19 protein-coding genes and 2 tRNA genes are annotated in these 24,413 nt (G+C 67.5%); 16 read left to right on the forward strand and 5 right to left on the reverse strand.

Going from position 1 to position 24,413, the window contains the following annotated elements; genetic code table 11:
* The first annotated feature begins 111 nt into the window (after positions 1-111).
* Positions 112-187, forward strand: a tRNA-Glu gene (locus AC3WOH_RS12880).
* A gap of 52 nt (positions 188-239) precedes the next feature.
* Positions 240-316: transfer RNA gene (locus tag AC3WOH_RS12885), tRNA-Asp, on the forward strand.
* Between the two features lie 115 nt (positions 317-431).
* Here the strand turns inward: AC3WOH_RS12885 and AC3WOH_RS12890 are convergent.
* On the reverse strand, positions 432-1,376 hold the full coding sequence (locus tag AC3WOH_RS12890) for a LysR family transcriptional regulator (protein WP_492229718.1): 945 nt from the start codon (positions 1,374-1,376) through the stop codon (positions 432-434).
* A 111-nt stretch (positions 1,377-1,487) separates the two neighbouring features.
* Between AC3WOH_RS12890 and AC3WOH_RS12895 the strand changes: the two genes are divergently transcribed.
* The 11 genes from AC3WOH_RS12895 to paoC all read left to right on the forward strand — a co-directional run bounded on the left by AC3WOH_RS12895 (position 1,488) and on the right by paoC (position 13,789).
* The gene (locus AC3WOH_RS12895) at positions 1,488-2,471 is read left to right on the forward strand and encodes a Bug family tripartite tricarboxylate transporter substrate binding protein (RefSeq protein ID WP_492229719.1); all 984 of its coding nucleotides are present in this window, start codon (positions 1,488-1,490) and stop codon (positions 2,469-2,471) included.
* Between the two features lie 20 nt (positions 2,472-2,491).
* Positions 2,492-3,868: an MmgE/PrpD family protein gene (locus AC3WOH_RS12900; RefSeq protein WP_492229720.1), complete on the forward strand. Its 1,377-nt coding sequence runs from the start codon at positions 2,492-2,494 to the stop codon at positions 3,866-3,868.
* Positions 3,869-3,936: 68 nt separating this feature from the next.
* Positions 3,937-4,923: a quinone oxidoreductase family protein gene (locus AC3WOH_RS12905; protein WP_492229721.1), complete on the forward strand. Its 987-nt coding sequence runs from the start codon at positions 3,937-3,939 to the stop codon at positions 4,921-4,923.
* Between the two features lie 33 nt (positions 4,924-4,956).
* Complete coding sequence (locus AC3WOH_RS12910) at positions 4,957-5,766, forward strand: ABC transporter substrate-binding protein (RefSeq protein WP_492229722.1); 810 nt, start codon at positions 4,957-4,959, stop codon at positions 5,764-5,766.
* Positions 5,767-5,814: 48 nt separating this feature from the next.
* Positions 5,815-6,810 (forward strand): MBL fold metallo-hydrolase, encoded by a 996-nt coding sequence (locus tag AC3WOH_RS12915; protein WP_492229723.1) that lies wholly within the window; start codon positions 5,815-5,817, stop codon positions 6,808-6,810.
* A gap of 40 nt (positions 6,811-6,850) precedes the next feature.
* Positions 6,851-8,161 carry a hypothetical protein gene (locus AC3WOH_RS12920; RefSeq protein WP_492229724.1) on the forward strand — a complete coding sequence of 437 codons (1,311 nt, stop codon included), beginning with the start codon at positions 6,851-6,853 and terminating at the stop codon, positions 8,159-8,161.
* Between the two features lie 164 nt (positions 8,162-8,325).
* Positions 8,326-8,961: a YbhB/YbcL family Raf kinase inhibitor-like protein gene (locus AC3WOH_RS12925; protein ID WP_492229725.1), complete on the forward strand. Its 636-nt coding sequence runs from the start codon at positions 8,326-8,328 to the stop codon at positions 8,959-8,961.
* Positions 8,958-9,836 carry a helix-turn-helix transcriptional regulator gene (locus AC3WOH_RS12930; RefSeq protein WP_492229726.1) on the forward strand — a complete coding sequence of 293 codons (879 nt, stop codon included), beginning with the start codon at positions 8,958-8,960 and terminating at the stop codon, positions 9,834-9,836. The genes AC3WOH_RS12925 and AC3WOH_RS12930 overlap by 4 nt, the downstream gene beginning before the upstream one ends.
* Positions 9,837-9,974: 138 nt before the next feature.
* Positions 9,975-10,631 (forward strand): aldehyde dehydrogenase iron-sulfur subunit PaoA, encoded by a 657-nt coding sequence (paoA, locus tag AC3WOH_RS12935; RefSeq protein ID WP_492229727.1) that lies wholly within the window; start codon positions 9,975-9,977, stop codon positions 10,629-10,631.
* Positions 10,628-11,578 carry an FAD binding domain-containing protein gene (locus AC3WOH_RS12940; RefSeq protein WP_492229728.1) on the forward strand — a complete coding sequence of 317 codons (951 nt, stop codon included), beginning with the start codon at positions 10,628-10,630 and terminating at the stop codon, positions 11,576-11,578. The genes paoA and AC3WOH_RS12940 overlap by 4 nt, the downstream gene beginning before the upstream one ends.
* A 3-nt stretch (positions 11,579-11,581) precedes the next feature.
* On the forward strand, positions 11,582-13,789 hold the full coding sequence (gene paoC, locus AC3WOH_RS12945; protein WP_492229729.1) for an aldehyde oxidoreductase molybdenum-binding subunit PaoC: 2,208 nt from the start codon (positions 11,582-11,584) through the stop codon (positions 13,787-13,789).
* A gap of 3 nt (positions 13,790-13,792) precedes the next feature.
* Here the strand turns inward: paoC and AC3WOH_RS12950 are convergent, their stop codons facing one another.
* Both AC3WOH_RS12950 and map read right to left on the reverse strand, forming a co-directional pair.
* Positions 13,793-16,384, reverse strand: coding sequence for a [protein-PII] uridylyltransferase (locus AC3WOH_RS12950; protein ID WP_492229730.1), 2,592 nt, complete (start codon positions 16,382-16,384; stop codon positions 13,793-13,795).
* 81 nt (positions 16,385-16,465) lie between these two features.
* A complete protein-coding gene (map, locus tag AC3WOH_RS12955; RefSeq protein WP_492229731.1) occupies positions 16,466-17,281 on the reverse strand; it encodes a type I methionyl aminopeptidase in 816 nt (271 codons plus the stop codon).
* Positions 17,282-17,424: 143 nt separating this feature from the next.
* On the opposite strand from map, the gene purL reads away from it, so the two are divergent.
* The 3 genes from purL (at position 17,425) to AC3WOH_RS12970 (ending at position 23,487) form a co-directional block, all read left to right on the forward strand.
* A complete protein-coding gene (gene purL / locus AC3WOH_RS12960) occupies positions 17,425-21,420 on the forward strand; it encodes a phosphoribosylformylglycinamidine synthase (RefSeq protein WP_492229732.1) in 3,996 nt (1,331 codons plus the stop codon).
* Positions 21,421-21,726: 306 nt separating this feature from the next.
* Complete coding sequence (locus AC3WOH_RS12965) at positions 21,727-22,719, forward strand: DUF808 domain-containing protein (protein WP_492229733.1); 993 nt, start codon at positions 21,727-21,729, stop codon at positions 22,717-22,719.
* Positions 22,720-22,878: 159 nt separating this feature from the next.
* A complete protein-coding gene (locus AC3WOH_RS12970) occupies positions 22,879-23,487 on the forward strand; it encodes an OmpW/AlkL family protein (protein WP_492229734.1) in 609 nt (202 codons plus the stop codon).
* On the opposite strand, the gene AC3WOH_RS12975 is transcribed toward AC3WOH_RS12970, so the two are convergent.
* Complete coding sequence (locus tag AC3WOH_RS12975; RefSeq protein WP_492229735.1) at positions 23,484-24,110, reverse strand: LysE family translocator; 627 nt, start codon at positions 24,108-24,110, stop codon at positions 23,484-23,486. The genes AC3WOH_RS12970 and AC3WOH_RS12975 overlap by 4 nt on opposite strands.
* Entirely contained in the window at positions 24,107-24,358 is a 252-nt protein-coding gene (locus tag AC3WOH_RS12980) for a DUF1272 domain-containing protein (RefSeq protein WP_492229736.1), read from the reverse strand. The genes AC3WOH_RS12975 and AC3WOH_RS12980 overlap by 4 nt, the downstream gene beginning before the upstream one ends.
* Positions 24,359-24,413 lie beyond the last annotated feature (55 nt).

Here is a 24,413-nt window from a genome sequence, read left to right on the forward strand (position 1 = left end):
GGGGTATAGCTCAGCTGGGAGAGCGCTTGCATGGCATGCAAGAGGTCATCGGTTCGATCCCGTTTACCTCCACCACGGTTTTTTTGGTTAGTCGGTTAGTTCCAAGGTTATGACCCTATCGTCTAGAGGCCTAGGACATCACCCTTTCACGGTGAGTACCGGGGTTCGAATCCCCGTAGGGTCGCCAAGTTTGTAGCGCTTGGCCTGTGTCGCACGATGCAGGTGAAAGCTATCTACCAGGAGTGGTAGTTCAGTTGGTTAGAATACCGGCCTGTCACGCCGGGGGTCGCGGGTTCGAGTCCCGTCCACTCCGCCATATTCATCAGGGTCAGCAGATATCCATCTGCTGACCCTTTTGTTTTTGTTTTGTCGCTTTTGTATTTTTTGATTCCACCCGGCTTGAATGAAGCGGGTGGCGCATGGCCGCTTTCTCATGCCGGCGCGCGGCTTGGTTTCGGCGGCCGTATCGGCTTGACGGCCATGACCGTCTTTTGGCTTGTGTTCGTCAACAACTGCGCAAATGCCGCGGCTGCCGGCGACAGGCTGCGGCCCCTGCGCTGCAGCATGCCGATGGTGCGCGCGATCTCGGGCTTTTCCAGCCGTACGCCCACCACCGAAGCCGAGCGGCGCGGCAGGGTGAGCTGCGGCACCACGGCCACGCCCAGCCCGTTTTCCACCAGCCCGATCAGGGTGGACACATGCCGCACCTCGCACACGGGGCGCGGCAGGGGCGGCAGTTCGGCCAATGCCTGGTCGATGAAGAGCCGGTTGCGGCTTGCGTGCGAGACGCGGGCCAGCGGGTAGTCGGCCAGTTCCTCCCAGCGCACGGATCGGCGCCCGGCCAGCGGATGTTCCTTCGGGCAGGCCAGCACGTAAGGCTCTTTCAGCAGCGGGGTGAATTCCAGGTCCGGGTCCTGCATGCCGATGTAGTTGAGCGCGAAATCCGCCTCGCCCTGCTTTACCGACTCCAGCACCTCGTCGGCGCCTTCTTCGATGATGCGCACCAGCACCTGGGGATGTTGTGCCCGGAAGGCCTTGATCAGGGGCGGCAGGAAGTGGTGTACGGCCGAAAACACGCAGCCGATGGTCACGTCGCCCGCTTCGAGCCCGGCCGCATCGCGCAGGCTGGCGATGCAGCGGTCGAGCTCATCGACCTGGCCGCGCACCTGCTCGAGAAAGCGGCGGCCCAGCAAGGTGAGGTGCACGGTGCGTGTCGTGCGGTCGAACAGCCGCACGCCCAGCAGGTCTTCCAGGTGCGAAATGCGGCGCGACAGCGCAGGCTGCGACAGGTGCAAGGCCTTGGCGGCCGCAGCGAAGCTCTGCAGATCGCCCACGGTGACGAAGGCGCGCAGATCGGCCAGCGACGGCTTCAGCACGGCAAACCCCAGCTATTCATGCAGAACATGCAATAAAACCTCAGAAAGTTGCAATTTACAGCAGCTGGCCTGGGCCTTCAAGATGCGCTCCATAACAGGAGACAAGCACCCATGAAGCGACGCCAACTGCTGCTGCAGGCAGCCTCGGCCGCGATCGCCTTGCCCGGCCTGGGCAGCACGGCGCTGGCGCAGGCCTACCCGAACAAGCCGATCCGCTACCTGGTGCCCGTCGCTGCGGGCGGGGGCAGCGACATGATCGCGCGCGTCGTCACCGAGCGCTGGGGCAAGCAGCTCGGCCAAGCCTTCGTGGTGGACAACCAAAGCGGTGGCGGTGGTGTGGTCGCCTGCATGTCCACCGCCCGCGCCTCGCCGGACGGCTACACGCTGATGCAGAGCTACGTGGCCACGCACGGCACCACGCCGGCCACGCGCAAGGTGGGCTACGACGCGGTCAAGGATTTCACGCCGGTCGGCATGATCGGCGCCACGCCCAACGTGCTGGCCATCAGCGCCAACCTGCCCGCGAAGACCATCAAGGAGTTCATCGACTACGTGAACCGCAACCCCAGCAAGGTGAGCTATGGCTCGGCCGGGCAGGGCTCGCTCACGCACCTGACGATGGAGCTGCTCAAGCAGGAGACAGGCGCCTTCATGCTGCACATCCCCTACCGGGGCATCGCACCGGCCATCAACGACGTGCTCGGTGGCCAGACGCAGGCGGTGTTCCCAGGGCTCGCGGCCGCGCTGCCGCACCTGCGCTCGGGCCGCCTGCGCGCACTGGCCGTGACCGGCCGCCAGCGCAGCCCGCAGCTCAAGGACGTGCCGACCATGGAGGAAGCCGGCTTCAAGGGCTTCGACGCCATGCAGTGGTATGGCTCGGTCGGCCCGGCCGGCATGCCCCCGGACGTCGTCCAGCGGCTCAACGAGGCGCTGGTGCAGATCCTCAGGGCGCCCGACCTGGCCGAGAAACTCGCCGGTGAGGCGGTGGAGCCCTGGCCCATGGCGCCCGAGCAGTTCGGCCAGTACATGCGCGAAGACATTGCGCGGTGGACCCGTCTGGCCAGCGCGCGAAAAATCCAGCTCGATGAACAGTGAACCGCAGACAGGAACCTACCTTGGCACGCAACACCCACGTAGCCGCCGACACATCGGCACCCGCTGTGACCTCCATCCTGGCGAACCTCGCATCCGCACACCCGAGCAAGGGCTGGAGCGACGCCGTCGAGCACGAGGCGCACCGCACCTTCTACAACTGGCTGGGCTGCGCCATCGGCGCGGCGCGGCACGAGGCCGCAGACGCAGCGCTGTCGGCCATACAGATGCTGGAGCCCGCCGCCCAGGCCACCGTGCTGGGCCGGCGCGAAAAGGTCGACATGGCCAATGCCGCGCTGCTCAACGGCATCACCTCGCACACCTTCGATTTCGACGACACGCACCTCAAGACCATCATCCACCCCGCCGGCCCCGTGGCCTCGGCCGTGCTGGCGCTGGCCGAGCAACGGGGCGCCAGCGGGCGCGAGGTGATCGATGCGCTGGTGCTGGGCATCGACGTGGCCTGCCGCGTGGGCAATGCCATGTACCCCGAGCACTACGACCGGGGCTGGCACATCACCGGTTCCACCGGCATGCTGGGCGCGGCGGCGGGCTGCGCGCGCGTGCTGCGGCTCGGTGCCGAGCAGACTGCCATGGCGCTGGGCATCGCCGCCTCGCAACCGGTGGGCTTTCGCGAGCAGTTCGGCACCATGGCCAAGCCTTTCCATCCCGGCGGCGCGGCGCGCGCGGGGCTGGTGTCGGCACTGCTGGCCAGCCGGGGCTTCACCGCCAGCCCGCGCGCGCTGGAGGCCCCGCGCGGCTTCATGCAGGTGGCCTCGGACAAGCGCGACTGGAACGAGATCACGAGCGAGCTGGGCCAGCGCTTCGAGATCTCGTTCAACACTTACAAGCCCTTTGCCTGCGGCATCGTGATCCACCCGAGCATCGACGCCAGTGTGCAGCTGCGTGCCAAGGGCGTGGCACCAGACCAGGTCGAGTGCATCGAGCTCAAGGTGCACTCGCTGGTGCTGGAGCTGACCGGCAAGAAGGAGCCCAAAGACGGGCTGCAGGGCAAGTTCAGCGTGTACCACGGCGTGGCCGTCGGCCTGATCCACGGCCGGGCGGGTGAGGAGGAGTTTGCCGATGCGGTGGTGACCGACCCCCAGGTCGTGGCGCTGCGCAACAAAGTGCAGGCCAGCGTGGACGACGCCATCGACGAGGCAGCCGTGGAGATGACGGCCGTGCTCAAGGACGGCAGCCGCGTGCGGGTGCGCGTGGACCACGCCATCGGTTCGCTGGAAAACCCGCTGACCGACGCCATGCTGGAGGCCAAGTTCCACGCGCTGGCCGTGCCGGTGCTGGGTGCGGCAAAGGCGCGCGACATCACTGCGGCCTGTTGGTCGCTGGCTTCGATGCCGGACGTGCGCACGCTCACGGTGCTCTGCCAGCCCTCGCTATGATGGATTTCGAGACAGAGGGCGACGCGCAACACTGCGAAATACGGAGACATCGAAAGGTGAGCAAGACCATGCAGTCTTATTGGATGCAGATGACCGATGCGGGCACCGCGCTGGAACTGCGCGATGTGCCGGTACCCGAGGCAGGCCCGGGGCAACTGCTGGTGCGCATGCACGCGGCCTCGCTGAACCGGGGCGAATTTGTCGTCGGCCATAGCCTGCATGGCAAGGCCGGCAGCTGGAAGGCGATAGGCGGTGAGGGCGCTGGCGAGGTGGTGGCGCTGGGCGCCGGGGTGCAGGGCTTTGCGCTCGGTGACCGCGTGATGGGCCGGTGCGTGGGCGGCTTCTCGGAATTCGCCCTCATGGAGATGGTCGAGGCCATCCCGATGCCGCCCGCCATGACATGGCAGGAGGGGGCGTCGATCCCGCTCACCTTTTTGGTTACCTATGACATGCTGGTGCTGCAGGGGCGCCTGCAGGCGGGCGAATGGCTGCTGATCAACGGCGTGTCCTCGGGCGTGGGCGTGGCCAGCCTGCAATTGGGCAAGGTGCTGGGCGCCAAGGTGATCGGCACCTCGGGTTCCGCGGAAAAACTGGCCAGTCTCCGTGCGCTCGGCCTGGACGTGGCGCTGCACACCCGCGCCGCCGATTTCGCACCCGCCGTGATGGAGGCTACGGCCCAGCATGGCGCGGACCTGGTGGTGAATGTGGTGGGCGGCACGGTCTTTGCCGAAGACATCCGCGCCATGGCGTTCGAGGGCCGGCTGGCCACGGTCGGCTATGTGGACGGCGTGATCAACGCCGACATCGACCTGGGTGCGCTGCATGCCAAGCGGCTGGCGGTGTTTGGTGTGTCCAACAAGCTGCGCAGCAAGGCCCAGCGCTCGGCGGCCATACCGCGCTTCATCGCCGAGGTCATGCCGCATTTCGCCGAGGGCCGCATCCGGCCGCAGATCGACCGCGTGCTCGATCTGCTCCAGTTGCCCGAGGCCAAGGCGCTGATGGAGGCCGGCGGGCACACCGGAAAGATCGTGCTCAACGTGGGCAAGGCCGCGTGACGGGCATCAAGAAGGGAAAAGGAAGCAGACGCCATGGACACCACCCGCCGATCACTCTGCGCCGCGGGCGCTCTTCTCTCCCTGGCCGGGTGCGCTGCCTCCCACCGCAACCTGCCTGACGCACGGGCCGCTGCGGCCGAACTGGCGCCCACAGGCACGCTGCGCGCCGCCATCAACTTCGGCAACCCCATCCTCGCTGCGCGCGGCCCGGGCGGCGAACCCACGGGGGTGTCCGTCGACCTCGCGCGCGAGGCCGCGCGGCGCCTGGGCCTGCCGATCGAGCTGGTGCCGTTCAATGCCGCCGGCCTGGTGGTCGAAGCCGTGAAGAGCAAGCAGGTCGATCTGGCCTTTGTCGCCATCGACCCGGTGCGCGGGGCGGACACCGACTACACCGCCCCCTACGTAATCATCGAAGGCGCCTACCTGGTGCGCGACGCCTCGCCGCTGCGCACCAATGGCGAGGTGGACAGGGCCGGCACGCGGATCGCGGTTGGCAAGGGCAGCGCCTACGACCTGTACCTCACACGCGAGATCAAGGCTGCCACTCTGGTACGCGCACCGACTTCCCCTGCGGTGATCGACACCTTCCTGTCGGAGAATCTGGACGTGGCCGCCGGCGTGCGCCAGCAGCTGGAGATGGATGCGCGCCGCGTCGGTGGCGTGCGCATGCTGCCGGGCCGCTTCATGGTCATCGAGCAGGCCATGGGCGTGCCCAAGGGCCGCACGGCGGCGCAGGCCTGGCTGAGCGCCTACATCGAGGAGATGAAGGCCTCGGGCTTCGTCGCCGATGCCCTGCGGCGCCATCGCATCGAAGGTGCCGCGGTGGCGCCGGCCCGCGGATAGTTCTTCCCCCGGGTCCCCTCTGTACCTACCCATCTTGAGGAATTCGCCATGAAAAGCTTGAACCGACTTCTGGCCGCAGGTGCCGTGCTGGCTGCCTGCGCTGCACTGGTGGCCTGTGCGGTGCCCGCATCGGCGCCCGCCGCCGGGCCAACCGTCAAGATCACGCCGCTGGGCGGCATCGACGGCGAGTTCTGCGTGCAGGACCGGGCACTGGTCTTCGAAGACCCGAACGGCACGCGCGTTCTCTATGACCCCGGCCGCACCGTGGCCGGCGCCGACGACCCGCGCCTGGGCAAGATCGACATCATCCTGGTGAGCCACATGCACGGCGACCACGTGGGCAACGCGCACACCCGGGCACCCAATGCCGGCACCTGCGCCGCGCCCGACATGTCCGTCTCGGCCATGCCCAATTCGCTCACCGTGAACATCGCGCTGGCCAAGAAGTCCAAGATCATCACCGGCAGCGAAATGCCCCCGTTCTTCGCTGCCAAGCTGCGGGCCAACGGCGGCAACCCGGCCGATTCGATCCTGGCACGCTTCGGCGGCAGCGTGACGCAGAACGGCATCCGCATTGCCACCGTCACCGCCATGCACAGCAACGGCGTGGACCCCGACTACATCGGCGGAGACCTGGGCAAAGCCATGAAGGACGCCGGCCTGGCCGGCGACGTGGGCCTGGCCACGGGCTATGTGCTGACCTTCAGCAACGGCCTGGTGGTCTACCTCTCGGGCGACACCGGCATCGTGGCCGACCAGGAGCGCGTGGTGCGCGACTACTACAAGGCAAAGCTGGCCGTGATGAACATGGGCGACGGCTTCACCACCGGCCCGGCCGAATCGGCCTTCGTGATGAACGAGCTGGTCAAGCCCGCATCCGTCATCGCCTCGCACGCCAACGAGGTCGGCACCATCAACGGCAAGGTGCGCCCCGGCAGCAAGACCGAGGCCTTCATCAAGGCGGTGAAGATGCCCGTGCACATACCGCTGTCAGGCAAGGTGATGGAGTTCGATGCGGCGGGGAAGTGTACGGCGGGATGCTGAGAGATACCCGCTCGCCGGGCTACGGCAATGCGAGGGCTCCGTGCGCATGAAAGCTCCAGGCGTTCCGCTGGACCCGGCCGCATTTGCCCTGGCATTGCGCAGGGGGCACGGCCGTGCCTTGCAGCATGTGCAATCCCATGGGGCGCATGGTCTGGAGCGCCAGATCATCGACGCCTGCCTGGAGTGCCAAACCCATGATCCCCAATGCGAGGCAGAGAGGGCGCCCTGGCTGCGCTCCATAGTGGCGTGCGCGCAGCTGGAGGCAAGGGTCATTCAGGCCATTGGCTCACTGGTGCATCGGCCGCCGCAAGCAAATCACAGAGACCTCGACCACCGCAGCGCAATGCTCAGAGAGTTTGCTGCTGAGGGGGCGTCGGAGGCCCGGCAGCTGCTGTATGCATCGCTGGTGCGCCTTTCAGGCACCTCTGCCGATGTGATTGCTGCCGACGACATCGTGGCGCTGGATGGCATGGAAGGCCTGGTGCATGTCGCCAGGCAGATGGGCCGATGGAGCCAGGAAGATCCTCGCTTCTGGGTGGACGATGGACTTGTCGAGCAATGCAAGATGTCGGGAGGCGCTCCTGCGGCGCTTGCGGTGTTGGAGCGCGAAGCCGTGGCAGACCCGTGCATTGGGCGTTATTTGCAGGTGCTGGCTGAAACCCGTGCTCTGCGCAGCGATCACCCCAGCGCGCCGGATGCTGCGGCATTCACGGCGGAGCAGGTTGTGGCTTATGCACGCAACCATCCCAAGGATCCGTGTCATTGGTTCAGGCAGTGGGCCTTGCGGGCAAAAGCCTCTGCGCTGGAGGTGGTCTTTCTCGCGCTGCTGGACGTGCAAGAGCCGGGACATGCCACGCGCTTGCTGAGATGCTTCGCCCAGCGGGGCGTGCCGCGATTTGACAACCGATTGCTGTCCTGGCTCGACCACCCGGATCCGGCGGTGAACATGGCCGCCATGCGTGCCGTCAGGTCTACTCGGCACCCGGCCCTGCGCGGCCTGGCACTTCGCTGGATGGCCGATGGAGATTTGGCAGGCGGAATGCGATTGTTGACCGCCAACTTCGAGGCGGGCGACTTTGTGTTGCATGTGCCGCGTTTGCAGTCCGTTGGCGACATCGAGGAGCGCCACGATCTGGGTTCGAACATCGTCGACTTGTGCGAGGCCCATCCGAGCGCCGAAGCCTTCGATGCCCTTCTCGACGTGTATGAATTTTCGCCGTGCTCGACCTGCCGCCACAAGGCTGTCAAGGTTTTGGTGGACCTGGGCATTGCGCCCGACTGGCTGCGCCAGGAGGCCCGATTCGATGCAGATCCAGCAACGCGCGCTCTGCTGCCTGCAGAATCCCAGTGAGCTTCCTTGACGTAGCCTATGCCATCAAATTGACTGGATCAGCGGCAGTTTTGATTGGATTTGGAGATCGTGCCCCGCAGCGCATCCCTAGAATTCAGATGCTTGCCCGGTGACCGTCTGTCGCCGGATTCGTGCATCACTACCAACCAAAGGATGGGACTTCCATGCAACTCACCAGCCACAGTTTCCAAGACGGCCAGGCCATTCCCGGCGAATTCGCCTTTGCCGTGCCCGATGCGGCATCGCACGTGGCCCTGTCCTCCAACCGCAATCCGCACCTCGCGTGGAGCGGCGCGCCCGAAGGCACCCAGTCGTTCGTGGTGGTCTGCCATGACCCCGATGTGCCCAGCCGGGGCGACGACGTGAACCAGGAGGGCCGCCAAGTGCCCGCCTCGCTGCCGCGCGTGGATTTCTTCCACTGGCTGCTGCTCGACATCCCGGCCGGCACCACGCAGATCGAGGCGGGTGCGCATTCGAGCGCCGTCACGCCCCGCGGCAAGAGCGGCCCTGCGGCACCCGGCGGCCTGCGCCATGGCATCAACGACTACACCGGCTGGTTTGCGGGCGACGAGCAGATGAAGGGCGACTACTACGGTTATGACGGCCCCTGCCCACCGTGGAACGACACCCTGGTGCACCACTACATCTTCACGGTGTATGCCCTGGCTGCGCCGACCCTCGCGGTGGAGGGGCCGTTGACCGGTGCGAACGTGCGCCAGGCCCTGGCGTCGGCCCCCGTGCTTGCGCAGGCCCGTATCACCGGTCTTTACAGCCTGAACCCTGCGGTGCCATCCGCTTGATCACCAAGGGCCCATTGCCGCCAGCCGTTGGCTTGGGCGCCGACGCGGCCCCGGGCTGGCGGCTGCCGCCGGAGGCGCCTGTGCTGCGGCGCGGCCTGTGCGGCCTGGCCCAGCCATGCCTGAAGCAGCCCCAGCACACCCCGCGCTTTCTTTTCCATGAAGCCACGGTGGTGCTGGTGGTGGCGGGCCGGCTGGAACTGGACGATGGCCATGGCAGCCGGGCAGTGGCGGACTCTCCGGTCTCGCTGCTGCTCGTGGAGCCGAACACCTGCGTGGAGCTGGTGAAGGCGCCGGGCGGCGACGAGCAGCGTTTTCGTTCGGTGCTGGTCACGCTTTCGGCCGAGCTGCTGGATCGCTTCCACCGCGCCCGGCCGCCCGGGGTGGCGGGCACGGCCGCCGCCGTGGCACCTTTCCGGCAGATGCCGCTGGACGAAGACCTCGCGGCGACCCTGCGGCATGTGCTGGACAGCGCTGGCGGGCCGCATGTGAGTGACGAACGGCTGGCTTATCGCCTGATGGACCTGCTGGCCGCGTTGGCGGAGCGCGGCCACCTTTTCAGGGCGGCTGCACAGCAGGGCACTTCGGGGCGCTTGCGCACGCTGATTGGTGAAGCGCCCGAGCGGCACTGGACCGCACAGGAGGCTGGCCGGGCGTTGGCCATGAGCGAAGCCACCCTGCGCAGGCGTCTGGCCCAGGAGCGTGTGCGCTTCGATTCCCTGCTGGTCGACATCCGCATGCACCACGCCTTGATGCTGGTACAGACCACTTCGTGGAGCATTCCGCGCATTGCACAGGCCTGTGGATACCAGTCGCGCGCACGCTTTGCCGAGCGCTTCCGTGCGCGCTTCGGCTACCTGCCTTCCGCTGTCCGTTAGCGACGCTCTTTTGCGGTGCCTCCCGCCCCGAGCGTGTGGCTGCGGGCAATCGTCCTACATGGATTCAGGACGCTGCCGCGATGGCACGGCGGGCGCATGCGACCACCATGGATCGATCCGCCCCCACAGGATCACACCATGAACCCAGCGACTGCGCTGCCGGCCATCTCCCGGCGCGACCTGCTGATTGCCGGCGCTGCCACCGGCTCGGCAACGGCAAGCCTGCCGGTGGATGCCCAGGTACCACCAGTACCCCAGCCCCCCGGCGTCACGTTCCCCATCCCCGTCGCAAAGGTGGCCTTCATCGTGAACAGCCAGCCGCGCGAGCTGGAGCTGGACACCCGCACCACCTTGCTCGACGCGCTGCGCGAGCACCTGCAGCTCACGGGCACCAAGAAGGGCTGCGACCATGGCCAGTGCGGCGCCTGTACGGTGATCGCCGATGGCCGGCGCATCTATGCCTGCCTGACGCTGGCGGTGATGCACGAGGGATCGCAGATCACCACCGTGGAGGGCCTGGGCACGCCGCGCAACCTGCACCCCATGCAGGCAGCCTTCGTCAAGCACGACGGCTACCAGTGCGGCTACTGCACGCCGGGGCAGATCTGCTCGGCCGTGGGCGTGCTCGACGAGATCCACCGCGGCATCCCCAGCCATGTGAGCGCCGACCTCTCTGCCAAGCCGCTGCTCTCGGCCGAGGAACTGCGCGAGCGCATGAGCGGCAACATCTGCCGCTGCGGTGCGTACTCCAACATCGTGGATGCCATCGCGGACGTGGCGGGGGTGAAAGCATGAAACCCTTTACCTACGAAAGGGCCCAGTCGCCCGCAGAGGCTGCAGCGGCAGTGGAGCGGGTGCCCGGCGCCAAATTCATCGCGGGCGGCACCAACCTGCTGGACCTGATGAAGCTGCAGATCGAGAACCCCGTGCACCTGGTGGACGTGAACGCCTTGCAGCTCGACCGGGTGGAGCCCGCGCTGGACGGTGGCCTGCGCATCGGCGCCCTGGTGCGCAACACCGACCTGGCCGCGCACGAGCGCGTGCGGCGCGACTATGGCGTGCTTTCGCGGGCCTTGCTGGCGGGGGCCTCGGGCCAACTGCGCAACAAGGCCACCACGGCCGGCAACCTGCTGCAGCGCACGCGCTGCCCGTACTTCTACGACACCCACATGCCCTGCAACAAGCGCCAGCCGGGCAGCGGTTGCAGCGCCATCGGCGGCGTGACGCGCCAGCATGCGGTGATTGGCACCAGCCCGGCCTGCATCGCCACGCACCCGAGCGACATGGCCGTGGCCCTGCGCGTGCTCGATGCCAAGGTAGAGACGGTGCGCGGCGACGGCCGCACGCGCGTGATCCCCATTGCGGATTTCCACCGCCTGCCGGGCACCACGCCGCAGGTGGACACCGTGCTGGCGCCGGGCGAGCTCATCACCGCCGTCACGCTGCCCCGGCCCGTGGGGGGCGCCCACATCTACCGCAAGGTGCGTGACCGCGCCTCGTATGCGTTTGCGCTGGTTTCGGTGGCGGCCATCGTGCAGCGAAATGGCAGCGGCCGCATTGCCCTGGGTGGCGTGGCACCCAGGCCCTGGCGCGTGGAAGCGGCCGAGGCGGAGCTGCCCAGTGGGGCCAGGGCCACGGCGGCCAGGCTGCTGGCCGGCGCCCAGCCGGGGCACGACAACGCTTTCAAGATCACGCTGGCCGAGCGCACCCTGGCGGTCGTACTGGCGCAGGCGAGGAGCTGACCCATGAAATTCGACACCCCCGCCACCACCAACCCCATCGACCAGCTGCGTGTCATCGGCCAGGCCACGGACCGCATCGACGGGCCCATGAAGACCAGCGGCACGGCTCCCTACGCCTACGAGCGCCATGACGCGGTCGCCCGCCCCGCCTATGGCGTGGTGGTCGGCGCCGCAATTGCCAAGGGCCGCATCGAATCCATGGACCTCCATGCCGCGCAGGGCTCGCCCGGCGTGATCACCATCGTGACGGCCCAGACGGCAGGCAAGCTCGGCAAGGGCCAGTTCAATACGGCCACCTTGCTGGCCGGACCCGAGGTCGCGCACTACCACCAGGCTGTGGCCCTGGTCGTGGCCCATACCTTCGAGCAGGCACGGGCGGCCGCGCAGCTGGTGAAGGTGCAGTACAGCCGTGGCAGTGGCCGCTTCGATCTGGCCGCCGCCCGCCCTTCGGCCCAGAAGCCGCCCGAACAGGATGGCTCGCCACCCGACACCCGCAAGGGGAATTTCGAGAAGGCCTTCGACGCCGCACCCGTGCAGCACGATGCCACCTACACCACGCCCGACCAGTCGCACGCGATGATGGAGCCGCATGCCACCACCGCGGCATGGAACGGTGACAAGCTCAACGTCTGGACGGCCAACCAGATGGTCAACTGGAGCGTGGGCGACCTGGCCAAGACCCTGGGCATGCCCAAGGAGAGCGTGCGCCTGGTCTCGCCCTTCGTGGGCGGTGGCTTTGGCGGCAAGCTCTTTATCCGCGCCGATGTGCTGCTGGCCGCCCTGGGTGCCAGGGCCGCGCGCCAGCCCGTGAAGGTGGCGCTGCAGCGGCCCCTGGTGGCCAACAACACCACGCACCGGCCCGCGACCATCCAGCGCATCCGCATCGGCGCCTCGAAGAATGGCAAGATCAACGCCATCGCGCACGAAAGCTGGTCGGGCGACCTGCCGGACGGCAAGCCCGAGACGGCGGTGAACCAGACGCGACTGCTCTATGCCGGGGCCCACCGCCTCACGGCCACGCGCCTGGCCGTGCTCGACCTGCCCGAGGGCAATGCCATGCGCGCGCCCGGCGAGGCCCCCGGCATGATGGCTCTGGAGATTGCCATGGACGAGATGGCGCACAAGCTGGGCATCGACCCGGTGGAGCTGCGCGTGATCAACGATACGCAGGTCGACCCCGAAAAGCCCGAGCGCCCGTTCTCGCAGCGCCAGCTCGTCGAATGCCTGCGCACCGGTGCCCAGCGCTTTGGCTGGAGCCAGCGCAAGGCAGAGCCCGGCCAGGTGCGCGATGGCCGCTGGCTCGTGGGCCTGGGCGTGGCGGCGGCGTTCCGCAACAACCTGGTGATGAAATCGGGTGCGCGCGTGCGCCTGAACCCGCGCGGCGTGGTGACGGTGGAGACCGACATGACCGACATCGGCACGGGTTCATACACCATCATCGCCCAGACCGCGGCCGAGATGCTGGGCGTGCCGGTCAACAAGGTCATGGTGCGCCTGGGCGATTCGGCCTTCCCCGTGTCGGCCGGCTCGGGTGGGCAGTGGGGCGGCAACTCGTCCACCGCGGGTGTGTATGCGGCCTGCGTGAAGCTGCGCGAGGCCATCGCCCAGAAGCTGGGCATGCCGTCCGAAACGGCCCAGTTCGAAGGCGGCATGGTGCGCGCAGGCGAGCGCTCCGTGCCTCTGGCAGAGGCGGCCAGCGAGGGCGAACTGGTGGCGGAAGACACCATTGAGTACGGCGACCTGCAGAAGAAATTCCAGCAGTCCACCTTCGGCGCGCACTTCGTCGAGGTGGGTGTGGACGCGGCTACCGGCGAGATCCGTGTGCGCCGCATGCTGGCCGTGTGTGCGGCGGGCCGCATCCTCAACCCCAAGTCCGCGCGCAGCCAGGTGATCGGCGCCATGACCATGGGCGTGGGCGCCGCGCTGATGGAAGACCTGGCCGTGGACAAGCGCCAGGGCTTCTTCGTCAACCACGACCTGGCGAGCTACGAGGTGCCGGTGCATGCCGACATTCCGCACCAGGAGGTCATCTTCCTGGACGAGACCGACCCCACTTCTTCGCCCATGAAAGCCAAGGGCGTGGGCGAGCTGGGCCTGTGCGGCGTGGGCGCGGCCATTGCCAACGCCATCTTCAACGCCACGGGGGCGCGTGTGCGTGACTACCCCATCACGCTGGACAAGCTGCTCGACAAATTGCCTGCGGTGGCGTGAAGATCAGGAAGACAGCTCGCGCAGAAGCTCAGTCTCGATCTGGATCTGGCGCGCGTTGTTCTGCAGCTCGGGCCCTTGCACCAGAAAGGTGTCTTCCACCCGCTCGCCCAGGGTGCTCACCTTGGCCAGCTGCACGCTCAGGTGGTGCTGGGCCAGCACGCGTGCCACCAGGTAGAGCAGGCCGGCGCGGTCGCTGGCCGAGATGGCCAGCAGCCAGCGCTGGGCCTTCTCGTCCGGGCGCAGGGTGACGCGCGGTGCAAAGGGGAAGCTTTTGACCCGGCGCGAGACGCGCTTGCGCGTGGGCTCGGGCAGGGGGCCGCCTTCCTCGATCACATGCACCAGATCGCTCTCCACCATGTGGGTCAGCTCGCGGTAGTGGCCGGCCTGGTCGTCCGCCACGATCTGGAAGGTGTCGAGCGCATGCTGGTTGTTGGCCGTGTGCACGCGGGCATCGAGGATGCTGAAGCCCGCGCGGTCGAAATAGCCGCAGATGCGCGCGAACAGGTCTTCCTGGTCGGGCGCGTAGACCATCACCTGCAGGCCGTCGCCGGCCAGCGACTGGCGCGCGCGCACCACGGGCTTGGGTGCACCCACATGGCGTGACAGGTGGCGCGTGTGCCAGGCGATGTCGGCCGCCTCGTGGCGCATGAAGTAGCTCACGTCCAGCGTGGCCCACAGGGCCTTGTGCGCCTCGAAGGGCAGGGCGCTCAGCGCCAGCAGCACCAGGGCCTCGCGCTTGCGTGCCTCGACCTCGGCTGCGGCATCGGGGGCGCGCCCACCCAGGGCGCGCAGCGTGGCGCGGTACAGGTCTTCGAGCAGCTTGCCCTTCCAGGCGTTCCACACCTTGGGGCTGGTGCCGCGGATGTCGGCCACCGTGAGCAGGTACAGCGCCGTGAGGTAGCGCTCGTTGCCCACGCGCTGGGCGAAGGCGGCGATCACGTCTGGATCGCTCAGGTCTTCCTTCTGCGCGATGCGGCTCATGGCCAGGTGTTCGCTGACCAGGAACTCGACGAGCTGGCCGTCTTCGCGGTCCACCTTGTGCTGGCGGCAAAAGCGCCGCACTTCCATGGCGCCGATCTGCGAATGGTCGCCGCCGCGGCCCTTGCCGATGTCGTGGAACAGCGCGGCCAGGTACAGCAGCCACGGCTTGTCCCAGCCGCCGGCCAGCTGCGAGCAGAACGGGTATTCGTGCGCATGCTCGGCCATGAAGAAGCGGCGCACATTGCGCAGCACCATCAGGATGTGCTGGTCCACCGTGTAGACGTGGAACAGGTCGTGCTGCATCTGCCCGACGATGCCGCGGAACGCCCACAGGTAGCGCCCCAGCACCGAGGTCTGGTTCATGAGCCGCATGGCATGCGTGATGCCGGCGGGCTGCTGCAGGATGCGCATGAAGGCGGCGCGGTTCACCGGGTCGCTGCGAAAGGCCCCGTCCATCACGCCGCGCGCGTTGTACAGCGCGCGCAGGGTGCGTGCCGACAGGTCCTTGAGCCCCACCGTGGTCTGGTAGAGCAGAAAGGTCTCCAGTATGGCGTGCGGGTCCTTGAGGTACAGGTCGTCGCTGGCTACCTCGATCAGGCCCGATTTTTCGAAGAAGCGCTCGTTGATGGGGCGCAGTTCGTGCGCCGAGGGGTTGAGCGCCTCCTCGATGTTGAGCAGCAAAATCTGGCTGAGCTGCGACACCGCCTTGGCCGCCCAGTAGTAGCGGCGCATCATGGCCTCGCTGGCGCGCATGGGCAGGCGCGAGCCATCGGGCGCCTGCGAGCGGTAACCGAAGGACTCGGCGACGGCGGTCTGCAGGTCGAACACCAGCCGGTCCTCGTGCCGGCCCGCCGCCGCATGCAGGCGCGCACGGATCAGGCACAGCACGGCTTCGTTGCGCTCGATCTGGCGCACCTCGAAGGCCGTGGCCATGCCGTTGGCGGCCAGCTCCTTCCAGGTGCTGCCCAGGCCCGCGGCGCGCGCCACCCACAGAATCATCTGCAGGTCGCGCAGGCCGCCGGGCGACTCCTTGCAGTTGGGCTCCAGCGAATAGGGTGTGTTCTCGTACTTGTTGTGGCGCTGGCGCATCTCCAGCGTCTTGGCCACCAGAAAGGCCTGCGGGTCCATCTGCGCGCGGTAGCGGGCCTGGAAGCGGGTGAACAGCGTGGTGCTGCCGCAGATCTGGCGCGCTTCGAGCAGCGAGGTCTGTACCGTCACGTCGGCTGCCGCCTCGGCCAGGCACTCGGCAATGGTGCGCACGCTGGAGCCGATTTCCAGCCCCGCGTCCCAGCAGCTGCCGATGAAGGCTTCAAGCTGCGCGCGCAGCACGTTGCAGCCGTCGGCCGCGCGGTCGTCGGGCAACAGCAGCAGCACGTCCACGTCGGAGTAGGGGAACAGCTGGTCGCGGCCAAAGCCGCCCACGGCCACCAGCGCCAGATCGGGCGGCAGCTCGGCGCGCTGCCACAGCTGCTGCAACAGATCGCCCGCCAGGGTGGAGAGCTTGCGCAGCAGCACCCGGATGCCGCGCGTGGAGGCGCCCGTGGCCTGGATGGATGCCATCAGTGCCGCCTTGTCACGGCGGTAGGCATCCCGCAGGGCGTGGATTTCGGTCATGGACGATAGGGGCGTTGCAGTCGATATGGCCATGCAGTGTTCCACGCAAGAGTCGTGCGCAGCGGGTTTCCCGCTGACTTTTTATGTCTTTGTGGATGTCACAAAGGACGGCAGCGGCGGCGAGCCGGCCGAGATGGTCATCACCTCGTAGCCTGTCTCGGTGACCAGCACCGTGTGCTCCCATTGGGCCGAGAGGCTGTGGTCCTTGGTCACGATGGTCCAGCCGTCGTTGCCATGCTCCTTCACCTCGCGGCGGCCGGCGTTGATCATGGGCTCGATGGTGAACACCATGCCGGGCTTGAGCTCGTCGAGCGTGCCGGGCTTGCCGTAGTGCAGCACCTGGGGCTCTTCATGGAAGCGCTGGCCGATGCCGTGGCCGCAGAACTCGCGCACCACCGAGAAGCCCAGGCCTTCGGCAAACTTCTGGATGGCGTGGCCGATGTCGCCCAGGCGCGCGCCCGGCTTGACCTGCACGATGCCATGCCACATGGCGTCAAAGGTCATGGCGCACAGGCGCTTGGCGGCGATGGAGGTCTCGCCAATGAGGTACATGCGGCTGTTGTCGCCGTACCAGCCCTCCTTGGTGATGACGGTGACGTCCACGTTCACGATGTCGCCCTTCTTCAGAGGCTTGTCGTTGGGGATGCCGTGGCACACCACGTGGTTGACCGAGGTGCACAGCGACTTGGGGTAGGGGGGGTAGCCGGGTGGCTGGTAGCCCACCGTGGCCGAGATCGTGCCCTGCTGGGCCATGCATTCGGCGGCCAGCCGGTCGATCTCATTCGTGGTGATGCCGGGCTTGATGTGGGGGGCGATGTAGTCCAGCACTTCAGACGCCAGGCGGCACGCCACGCGCATGCCCTCGATGTCCTGTGCACTTTTGATGTTGATCGTCATACCGGGATTATCCCATTGCGGACCGGACACTGCATGCGGTGGGGCGCGGCCGGTTAAAATGGGAGGCTAACCGCTGCCCGCGCAGACTTTTCGGGGCGGCGGTTGTGCCCACGTACCCCTCACACCCCCAACAGGCCGCTACCGTGACCTTGCACATGACCACGCTGGCGGGCGGCAACGCCCTCAGCACCTTCCGCGCCCAGCAACTCCAGCCCGCCCTCGAGGCCATCCACCCCAAGATCACCGGCATCGCTGCGCGCTTCGTGCACCTGGTGGCCACCGACAGCCCTGTCTCGCCTGCCGAGCAGGAGCGCCTGGCGGCCCTGTTGACCTACGGTGACCCCTATGCCGGCCCTGACAGCGGCGCCGTCATCGTCGTTACCCCGCGCCTGGGCACCCTGTCGCCCTGGGCCTCCAAGGCCACCGACATCGCGCGCAACTGCGGCATCGCCATCCGCCGCGTGGAGCGCATCACCGAATACCGCGTGGCCCTCAAGCCCGGCCTGCTGGGTGGCACGCCCGAGCTGAATGCCGAGCAGGTGGCCCAGGTCGCAGCGCTGCTGCACGACCGCATGACCGAATCGGTGGTGGCCGACCGCAGCGCCGCCGCGGCCCTGTTCACCGAGCTGCAGCCCGCGCCCATGGAGCATGTGGACCTGCTGGGCGGCGGCCGTGCCGCGCTGGAGGCCGCCAACACCCGTTTCGGTCTGGCCCTGGCCGAAGACGAGATCGAATACCTGGTCAACGCCTTCACCTGCCTGGCACGCAACCCGAGCGACGTCGAGCTGATGATGTTCGCCCAGGCCAACAGCGAGCACTGCCGCCACAAGATCTTCAACGCCCAGTTCACCATCGACGGCGTGGCCCAGGACAAGAGCCTGTTCGGCATGATCCGCAACACCCACCAGTTGGCCCCCCAGCACACGGTGATCGCCTATTCGGACAACGCCTCGGTGATGGAGGGCCACCAGGTCGAGCGCTTCATCGCCCGCATGGGCGAGGCCGGCACGCCCGGCTACGCCAAGAGCGAGGCCACCCAGCACGTGCTGATGAAGGTGGAAACGCACAACCACCCCACGGCGATCTCCCCGTTCCCCGGCGCTTCCACCGGCGCGGGCGGCGAAATCCGTGACGAAGGCGCCACGGGCCGCGGCTCCAAGCCCAAGGCGGGCCTCACGGGCTTCACCGTGTCCAAGCTCTGGGGCAGCGAGGTCGGCAAGCCCGAGCACATCGCCAGCCCGCTGCAGATCATGGTCGAAGGCCCCCTGGGTGGCGCCGCGTTCAACAACGAGTTCGGCCGGCCCAATCTGGCGGGCTATTTCCGCGAGTACGAGCAGAACGTGGGCGGCGTGCAACGCGGCTACCACAAGCCCATCATGATCGCGGGCGGCGTGGGCGTGATCGATGCCGGCCTGACCAAGAAAATCGAATTCCCCGCCGGCTCGCTGCTGATCCAGCTGGGTGGCCCCGGCATGCGCATCGGCATGGGCGGTAGCGCGGCCAGTTCCATGGCCACGGGCACCAATGCAGCCGAGCTCGATTTCGACTCCGTGCAGCGCGGCAACCCCGAGATCGAGCGCCGCGCGCAGGAAGTCATCAACCACTGCTGGGCGCAGGGCGATGCCAATCCCATCCTGGCCATCCACGACGTGGGTGCGGGCGGCCTGTCCAATGCCTTCCCCGAGCTGACCAACGACGCCGGCCGCGGGGCGCGCTTCGACCTGCGCTCGGTGCCGCTCGAAGAATCGGGCATGGCGCCCAAGGAAATCTGGAGCAACGAAAGCCAGGAACGCTATGTGCTGGCCATCGCCCCCGGTTCGCTGGCCCAGTTCCAGGCCTTCTGCGAACGCGAGCGCTGCCCGTTTGCCGTGATCGGTACCGCCACCGAAGAGCGCCAGCTGGTGCTGGACGACACGGCCGTGGCCGGCGGCGACCAGAAGCTGCCCGTGGACATGCCCATGAACGTGCTGCTGGGCAAGCCGCCCAAGATGCACCGCGACGTGGCCACCGTGGCGCGCGAGTTCGCGCCCATGGACCTGACCGGCGTGCCGCTGCAAAAGGCCGTGATCGACGTGCTGGCCCATCCCACGGTGGCGTCCAAGCGCTTCCTCATCACCATTGGCGACCGCACGGTGGGCGGCCTGTCGCACCGCGACCAGATGGTGGGCCCCTGGCAGGTGCCTGTGGCCGATTGCGCCGTGACCCTGGCCGACTACAAGGGCTTTGCCGGCGAGGCCATGAGCATGGGCGAGCGCACGCCGCTGGCCGCCATCAACGCCCCCGCCTCGGGCCGCATGGCCGTGGCCGAAGCCATCACCAATCTGCTGGCCGCACCCATCGAGCTACCGCGCGTCAAGCTCAGCGCCAACTGGATGGCCGCCTGCGGCGAGCCCGGCGAGGACGCCGCGCTGTACGCCACGGTCAAGGCCGTGGGCATGGAGCTGTGCCCGGCGCTGGGTGTCTCCATCCCCGTGGGCAAGGATTCGCTGTCCATGCGCACCCAGTGGAAGGACGAGGGCGCCACCAAGAAGGTCACCTCGCCCGTGAGCCTGATCGTGAGCGCGTTCGCCTCGCTGGCCGACGTGCGCGGCACGCTGACCCCGCAACTGAACGCCACCGAGGAAGACACCACCCTGGTGCTGATCGACCTGGGCAAGGGCCAGAGCCGCATGGGCGGCAGCATCCTGGGCCAGACCCTGGAGCAAAGCGGCGACGTGGTGCCCGACCTGGACGACCCGCAGGATCTGGTGAACCTGGTCAACGCCGTGAACGCCTTGCGCGCCAAGGGCCAGATCCTGGCCTACCACGACCGCAGCGACGGCGGCCTCTTGGCCGCAGCCGCCGAAATGGCCTTTGCCGGCCATGTGGGCGTGGCGCTCAATGTGGACCTGCTGGTCACCGAAGGCGACGGCATCAGCGACAGCCGCATGGAAACCGGCGACGCCAAGAACTGGGCCAACCAGGTCAGCGCGCGCCGTGAAGAACTGACCCTCAAGGCCTTGTTCAACGAAGAACTGGGTGTGCTGCTGCAGGTGCGCACGGCCGAGCGCAACGAAGTGATGCAACTGCTGCGCGAGCACAACCTGTCGCGCTTCAGCCACTTCGTGGGCAAGACGCGCCCCGCATCGTCCACCATCGACGCAGGCAAGGGCGAGCTGCAGGTCTGGCGCGATGCCAAGGCCGTGTTCAGCGCGCCGCTGTCCGACCTGCACCAGGTCTGGGACGCCGTGAGCTGGAAGATCTGCCAGCAGCGCGACAACCCCGCCAATGCCGACGCCGAGCACGCCGCTGCCGGCGCGCCGGCCGACCCCGGCATGCACGTGCACCTCACGTTCGACACGGCCGACAATGTGGCCGCGCCGTACCTCAACCTCACGCGCCCCAAGGTCGCCATCCTGCGCGAGCAGGGCGTGAACTCGCACATCGAGATGGCCTATGCCTTCACCGAAGCGGGTTTCGAGGCCTACGACGTGCACATGACCGACCTGCAGACCGGCCGGGCCCAGCTCGCCGACTTCAAGGGCGTGGTCGCCTGCGGTGGCTTCAGCTATGGTGACACGCTGGGCGCCGGCATCGGCTGGGCGCGCAGCATCACCTTCAACCCGGTGCTGGCCGCGCAGTTCGAGGGCTTCTTCGGCCGCACGGACACCTTCGGCCTGGGCGTGTGCAATGGCTGCCAGATGTTTGCCGAACTGGCCGACATCATCCCCGGCGCGCAGGACTGGCCGCGTTTCACCACCAACCAGAGCGAGCGCTTCGAGGCCCGCCTGTCGATGGTCGAAGTGCTTGAATCCCCGAGCCTGTTCCTGCAGGGCATGGCCGGCAGCCGCCTGCCGATCGCCGTGGCGCACGGCGAGGGCTACGCCAACTTCCGCTACCGCGGCAATGCCGACAAGGCCATCGCCGCCATGCGCTTCGTGGACAACCATGGCGCGGCCACCGAGCAGTACCCCTTCAACCCCAACGGCAGCGCTGCCGGCCTCACCGCCGTGACCACGGCCGACGGCCGCTTCACCGCCATGATGCCGCACCCCGAGCGCGTGTTCCGCAACGTGCAGATGAGCTGGACCAGCGGCGACCGCAGCCAGCTCAGCCCGTGGATGCGCATCTGGCGCAACGCCCGCAAGTGGGTGGGTTGAATAGAGTACATCCCCCTGAGTCGCTTCGCGCCTTCCCCCTTCTCTCGACTCGCTAGCGAGTCGGGAAGGGGGACGCCCCCAGTGCGGCGGGGCGGCCCTTGCACGGGGGCCCTGGCGTAGGTCGTGCGAGATTTCCCGATTTGGGCGATCTTTAGCGTTTCCGGGGTTGAGGCGTTCCCGGGTGGCTACGCTGTGGAAGCGCAAGAACGGGGCTTCGGCCCCGTTTTTCATGCCCATTCACGATGTGGGGGATTGACCTGCATCATTGCTATAGTCTGCGGTTTTTACGTATATCAAGGACCTTCCATGGCCGCTGGCAGCCTTCTAGCCCTGTTGGACGACATCGCCACCATCCTCGACGATGTCGCCGTCATGACCAAGGTGGCGGCCAAGAAGAGCGCTGCCATGGCCGACGATGTGTCGGTCATGACCAAGGTGGCCGCGCAGAAGACGGCCGGCGTGCTGGGAGACGATCTGGCGCTCAACGCCCAGCAGGTCACCGGTGTCCGCGCCGAGCGCGAGATCCCCGTGGTCTGGGCCGTGGCCAAGGGTTCGATGGTCAACAAGGCCATCCTGGTGCCCGCCGCGCTGCTGATCAGTGCCTTCGCGCCCTGGGCCATCACGCCGCTGCTCATGGTCGGCGGCGCCTTCCTGTGCTTCGAGGGCTTCGAGAAGATCGCGCACAAGTTCCTGCACAGCGACAGCAAGGACGCTGCCGAGCACGAAAGCCACGCCCAGGCCAACGCCAACCCGGCCGTGGACCTGGTGGCGTTCGAGAAGGACAAGATCAAGGGCGCGGTGCGCACCGACTTCATCCTCTCGGCCGAGATCATCGCCATCACGCTGGGCACGGTGGCCACGGCCTCGTTCGCGCAGCAGGTGGCTGTGCTGACGGGCATTGCCGTCATCATGACGGTGGGCGTCTATGGCCTGGTGGCCGGCATCGTCAAGCTCGACGACCTGGGCCTGTGGCTCAACAACAAGCGCAGCGCGGCGGCCAAGGCCCTGGGCACGGGCATCATCAATGCGGCCCCCTGGCTCATGAAATTCCTGTCCGTTGCGGGCACGGCCGCCATGTTCCTGGTGGGCGGTGGCATCCTGGTGCACGGCGTGCCGGCCCTGCACCATGCCGTGGAAGGCGCGGGCGCTGCGGCCGGCACCTGGCCTGCGGGTGCGCTGTGGGGCGGCCTGGTTTCCAACCTGCTCAACGCCGTGGTGGGCATCGTCGCGGGCGGCTTGGTGGTGGCTGTGGTGACTGCCGTGCAAAAAATGCGCGGCAAGGGTGCGGCCGCGCACTGAGCTTTTCTTGACCCAGATCGAAAGCCGGCCATCGCGCCGGTGGGGCGCCGCGCTAGCGGCCCATGGGTTGATCTGTGGCAAGGCGCGATGGGGGCGCCGGGAGCCCAATGCATGCACGGGGGTCGTCCCCGTTCAACGCATCCATCGAGAGTAGCTCCCATGAACAAGAAGATGAATCTGCTGGCCCTGGCCGCTGTGACCAGTTGCGCCCTGAGCTCCCACGCCGCTTTCGCGCAGGAAACCCCAGGCCCCTGGCTGGTGCGCGCCCGCGTGGTGAACCTGGACAGCGCCAACAAGGACACGACCGGCCTGGGCCTGTCGGTCAATGACAAGGCCATTCCCGAGGTCGATGTCTCCTACTTCTTCACCAGGAACATCGCGGCCGAGCTGATCCTCACGGTGCCGCAAAAGCACGACGTGCGCGCCAGCACCCTGGGCGGCAAGATCGGCACACTCAAGCACCTGCCACCCTCGCTGCTGCTGCAGTACCACTTCGACGCGCCCGGTTTCAAGCCCTATGTGGGCGCAGGCCTGAACTACACGCGCTTTTCCAGCGTGCACCTGCCCGCTGGCGTGGGCATCGACAAGAACAGCTGGGGCGCCGCCCTGCAGGCCGGGGTGGACATTCCGCTGTCCAGGAACCTGTACCTCAACGTGGATGTGAAGAAGGTCTATATTCAGACCGACGTGTTCGCCGGCGGTGCCAAGGCGGGCACGTTCAAGGTCGACCCGGTACTGTTTGGTATCGGCCTCGGCTACCGGTTCTAAACGCTGCGGCGATAAAAGGCCAACGACCCAGCCAGGGCCAGCAGTGCGCCACCGCAGCAGCGGTCCAGCCAAAGTACCGCACTGCGGCGCAGCAGCTGCACGGCCTTGGCGCCGGTGATGGCATAGGCCAGCATCACCGCGAAGTCCAGCCCTGCGAACACCACCGCAATGGCCGCGTACTGCGGCCATTGCGGCGCAGCGGCGTCGATGAACTGCGGCAGCAGGGCCGAGCAGAACAGATAGCCCTTGGGGTTGGTGACGGCAACGAGGAAGGACTTGGCGAAGATATCCCATGCCGTGGCCCCTTCGCCGCCCCGGGCCTGCGCCAGGTCCAGTCCGCCCTGCGAGCGCAGCAGGCGCAGCCCCAGCCAGGCCAGGTAGGCGGCCCCCACCCATTTGACGACCGAAAACCAGAACTCCGAAGCCGCGAGCAGCGCGCCCAGGCCCAGCGCCACGGCGCCCACCAGCACGAAGTCGGACGCCACCGCGCCCAGCATGCCTGGCAGTGAGCGGCGCACGCCATAGCGCGAGCCATTGGCCAGCGCCAGCAGCACCGTGGGCCCGGGCGTGGCGATGGCCACCAGGGCCACGAGCGAGAAAACGAAGAGGGTGGTCGTGTTCATGCCAGCACCGGCCCGCAGCCTTGCGGCTTGTGTACGCGCTCGGTCGACGCGGGGAACTTTGCGAGCTTGGACGCTGGCCGGCGTGGGCGCTGCAGCAGCTCACCTCCACAGTTCGGGCAGATGCCGCCCAGCGCACCGCCCGCGCAACTGCTGCAGAAGGTGCACTCGAAGGTGCAGATGCGTGCCTCGGTGGTGTCGGGCGGCAGGTCTTTGTCGCAGCATTCGCAGCTGGGGCGCATCTGGAGCATGGCGGGGCCTCGGGTGGTCGGTGAACCGGCCACTCTATGCGCAGCGGCCCCGCGC

This window comes from Acidovorax sp. FW305-C-20-28 (genome assembly GCF_058783375.1).

Coding starts and splice junctions, on each gene's coding strand:
- AC3WOH_RS12980 (WP_492229736.1), bottom strand. CDS start 24,358: ATGCTCCAGATGCGCCCCAGCTGCGAATGCTGCGACAAAGACCTGCCG.
- AC3WOH_RS12895 (WP_492229719.1), top strand. CDS start 1,488: ATGAAGCGACGCCAACTGCTGCTGCAGGCAGCCTCGGCCGCGATCGCC.
- AC3WOH_RS12910 (WP_492229722.1), top strand. CDS start 4,957: ATGGACACCACCCGCCGATCACTCTGCGCCGCGGGCGCTCTTCTCTCC.
- AC3WOH_RS12925 (WP_492229725.1), top strand. CDS start 8,326: ATGCAACTCACCAGCCACAGTTTCCAAGACGGCCAGGCCATTCCCGGC.
- AC3WOH_RS12965 (WP_492229733.1), top strand. CDS start 21,727: ATGGCCGCTGGCAGCCTTCTAGCCCTGTTGGACGACATCGCCACCATC.
- paoA (WP_492229727.1), top strand. CDS start 9,975: ATGAACCCAGCGACTGCGCTGCCGGCCATCTCCCGGCGCGACCTGCTG.
- AC3WOH_RS12905 (WP_492229721.1), top strand. CDS start 3,937: ATGCAGTCTTATTGGATGCAGATGACCGATGCGGGCACCGCGCTGGAA.
- map (WP_492229731.1), bottom strand. CDS start 17,281: ATGACGATCAACATCAAAAGTGCACAGGACATCGAGGGCATGCGCGTG.
- AC3WOH_RS12970 (WP_492229734.1), top strand. CDS start 22,879: ATGAACAAGAAGATGAATCTGCTGGCCCTGGCCGCTGTGACCAGTTGC.
- AC3WOH_RS12950 (WP_492229730.1), bottom strand. CDS start 16,384: ATGACCGAAATCCACGCCCTGCGGGATGCCTACCGCCGTGACAAGGCG.
- AC3WOH_RS12915 (WP_492229723.1), top strand. CDS start 5,815: ATGAAAAGCTTGAACCGACTTCTGGCCGCAGGTGCCGTGCTGGCTGCC.
- AC3WOH_RS12975 (WP_492229735.1), bottom strand. CDS start 24,110: ATGAACACGACCACCCTCTTCGTTTTCTCGCTCGTGGCCCTGGTGGCC.
- AC3WOH_RS12940 (WP_492229728.1), top strand. CDS start 10,628: ATGAAACCCTTTACCTACGAAAGGGCCCAGTCGCCCGCAGAGGCTGCA.
- paoC (WP_492229729.1), top strand. CDS start 11,582: ATGAAATTCGACACCCCCGCCACCACCAACCCCATCGACCAGCTGCGT.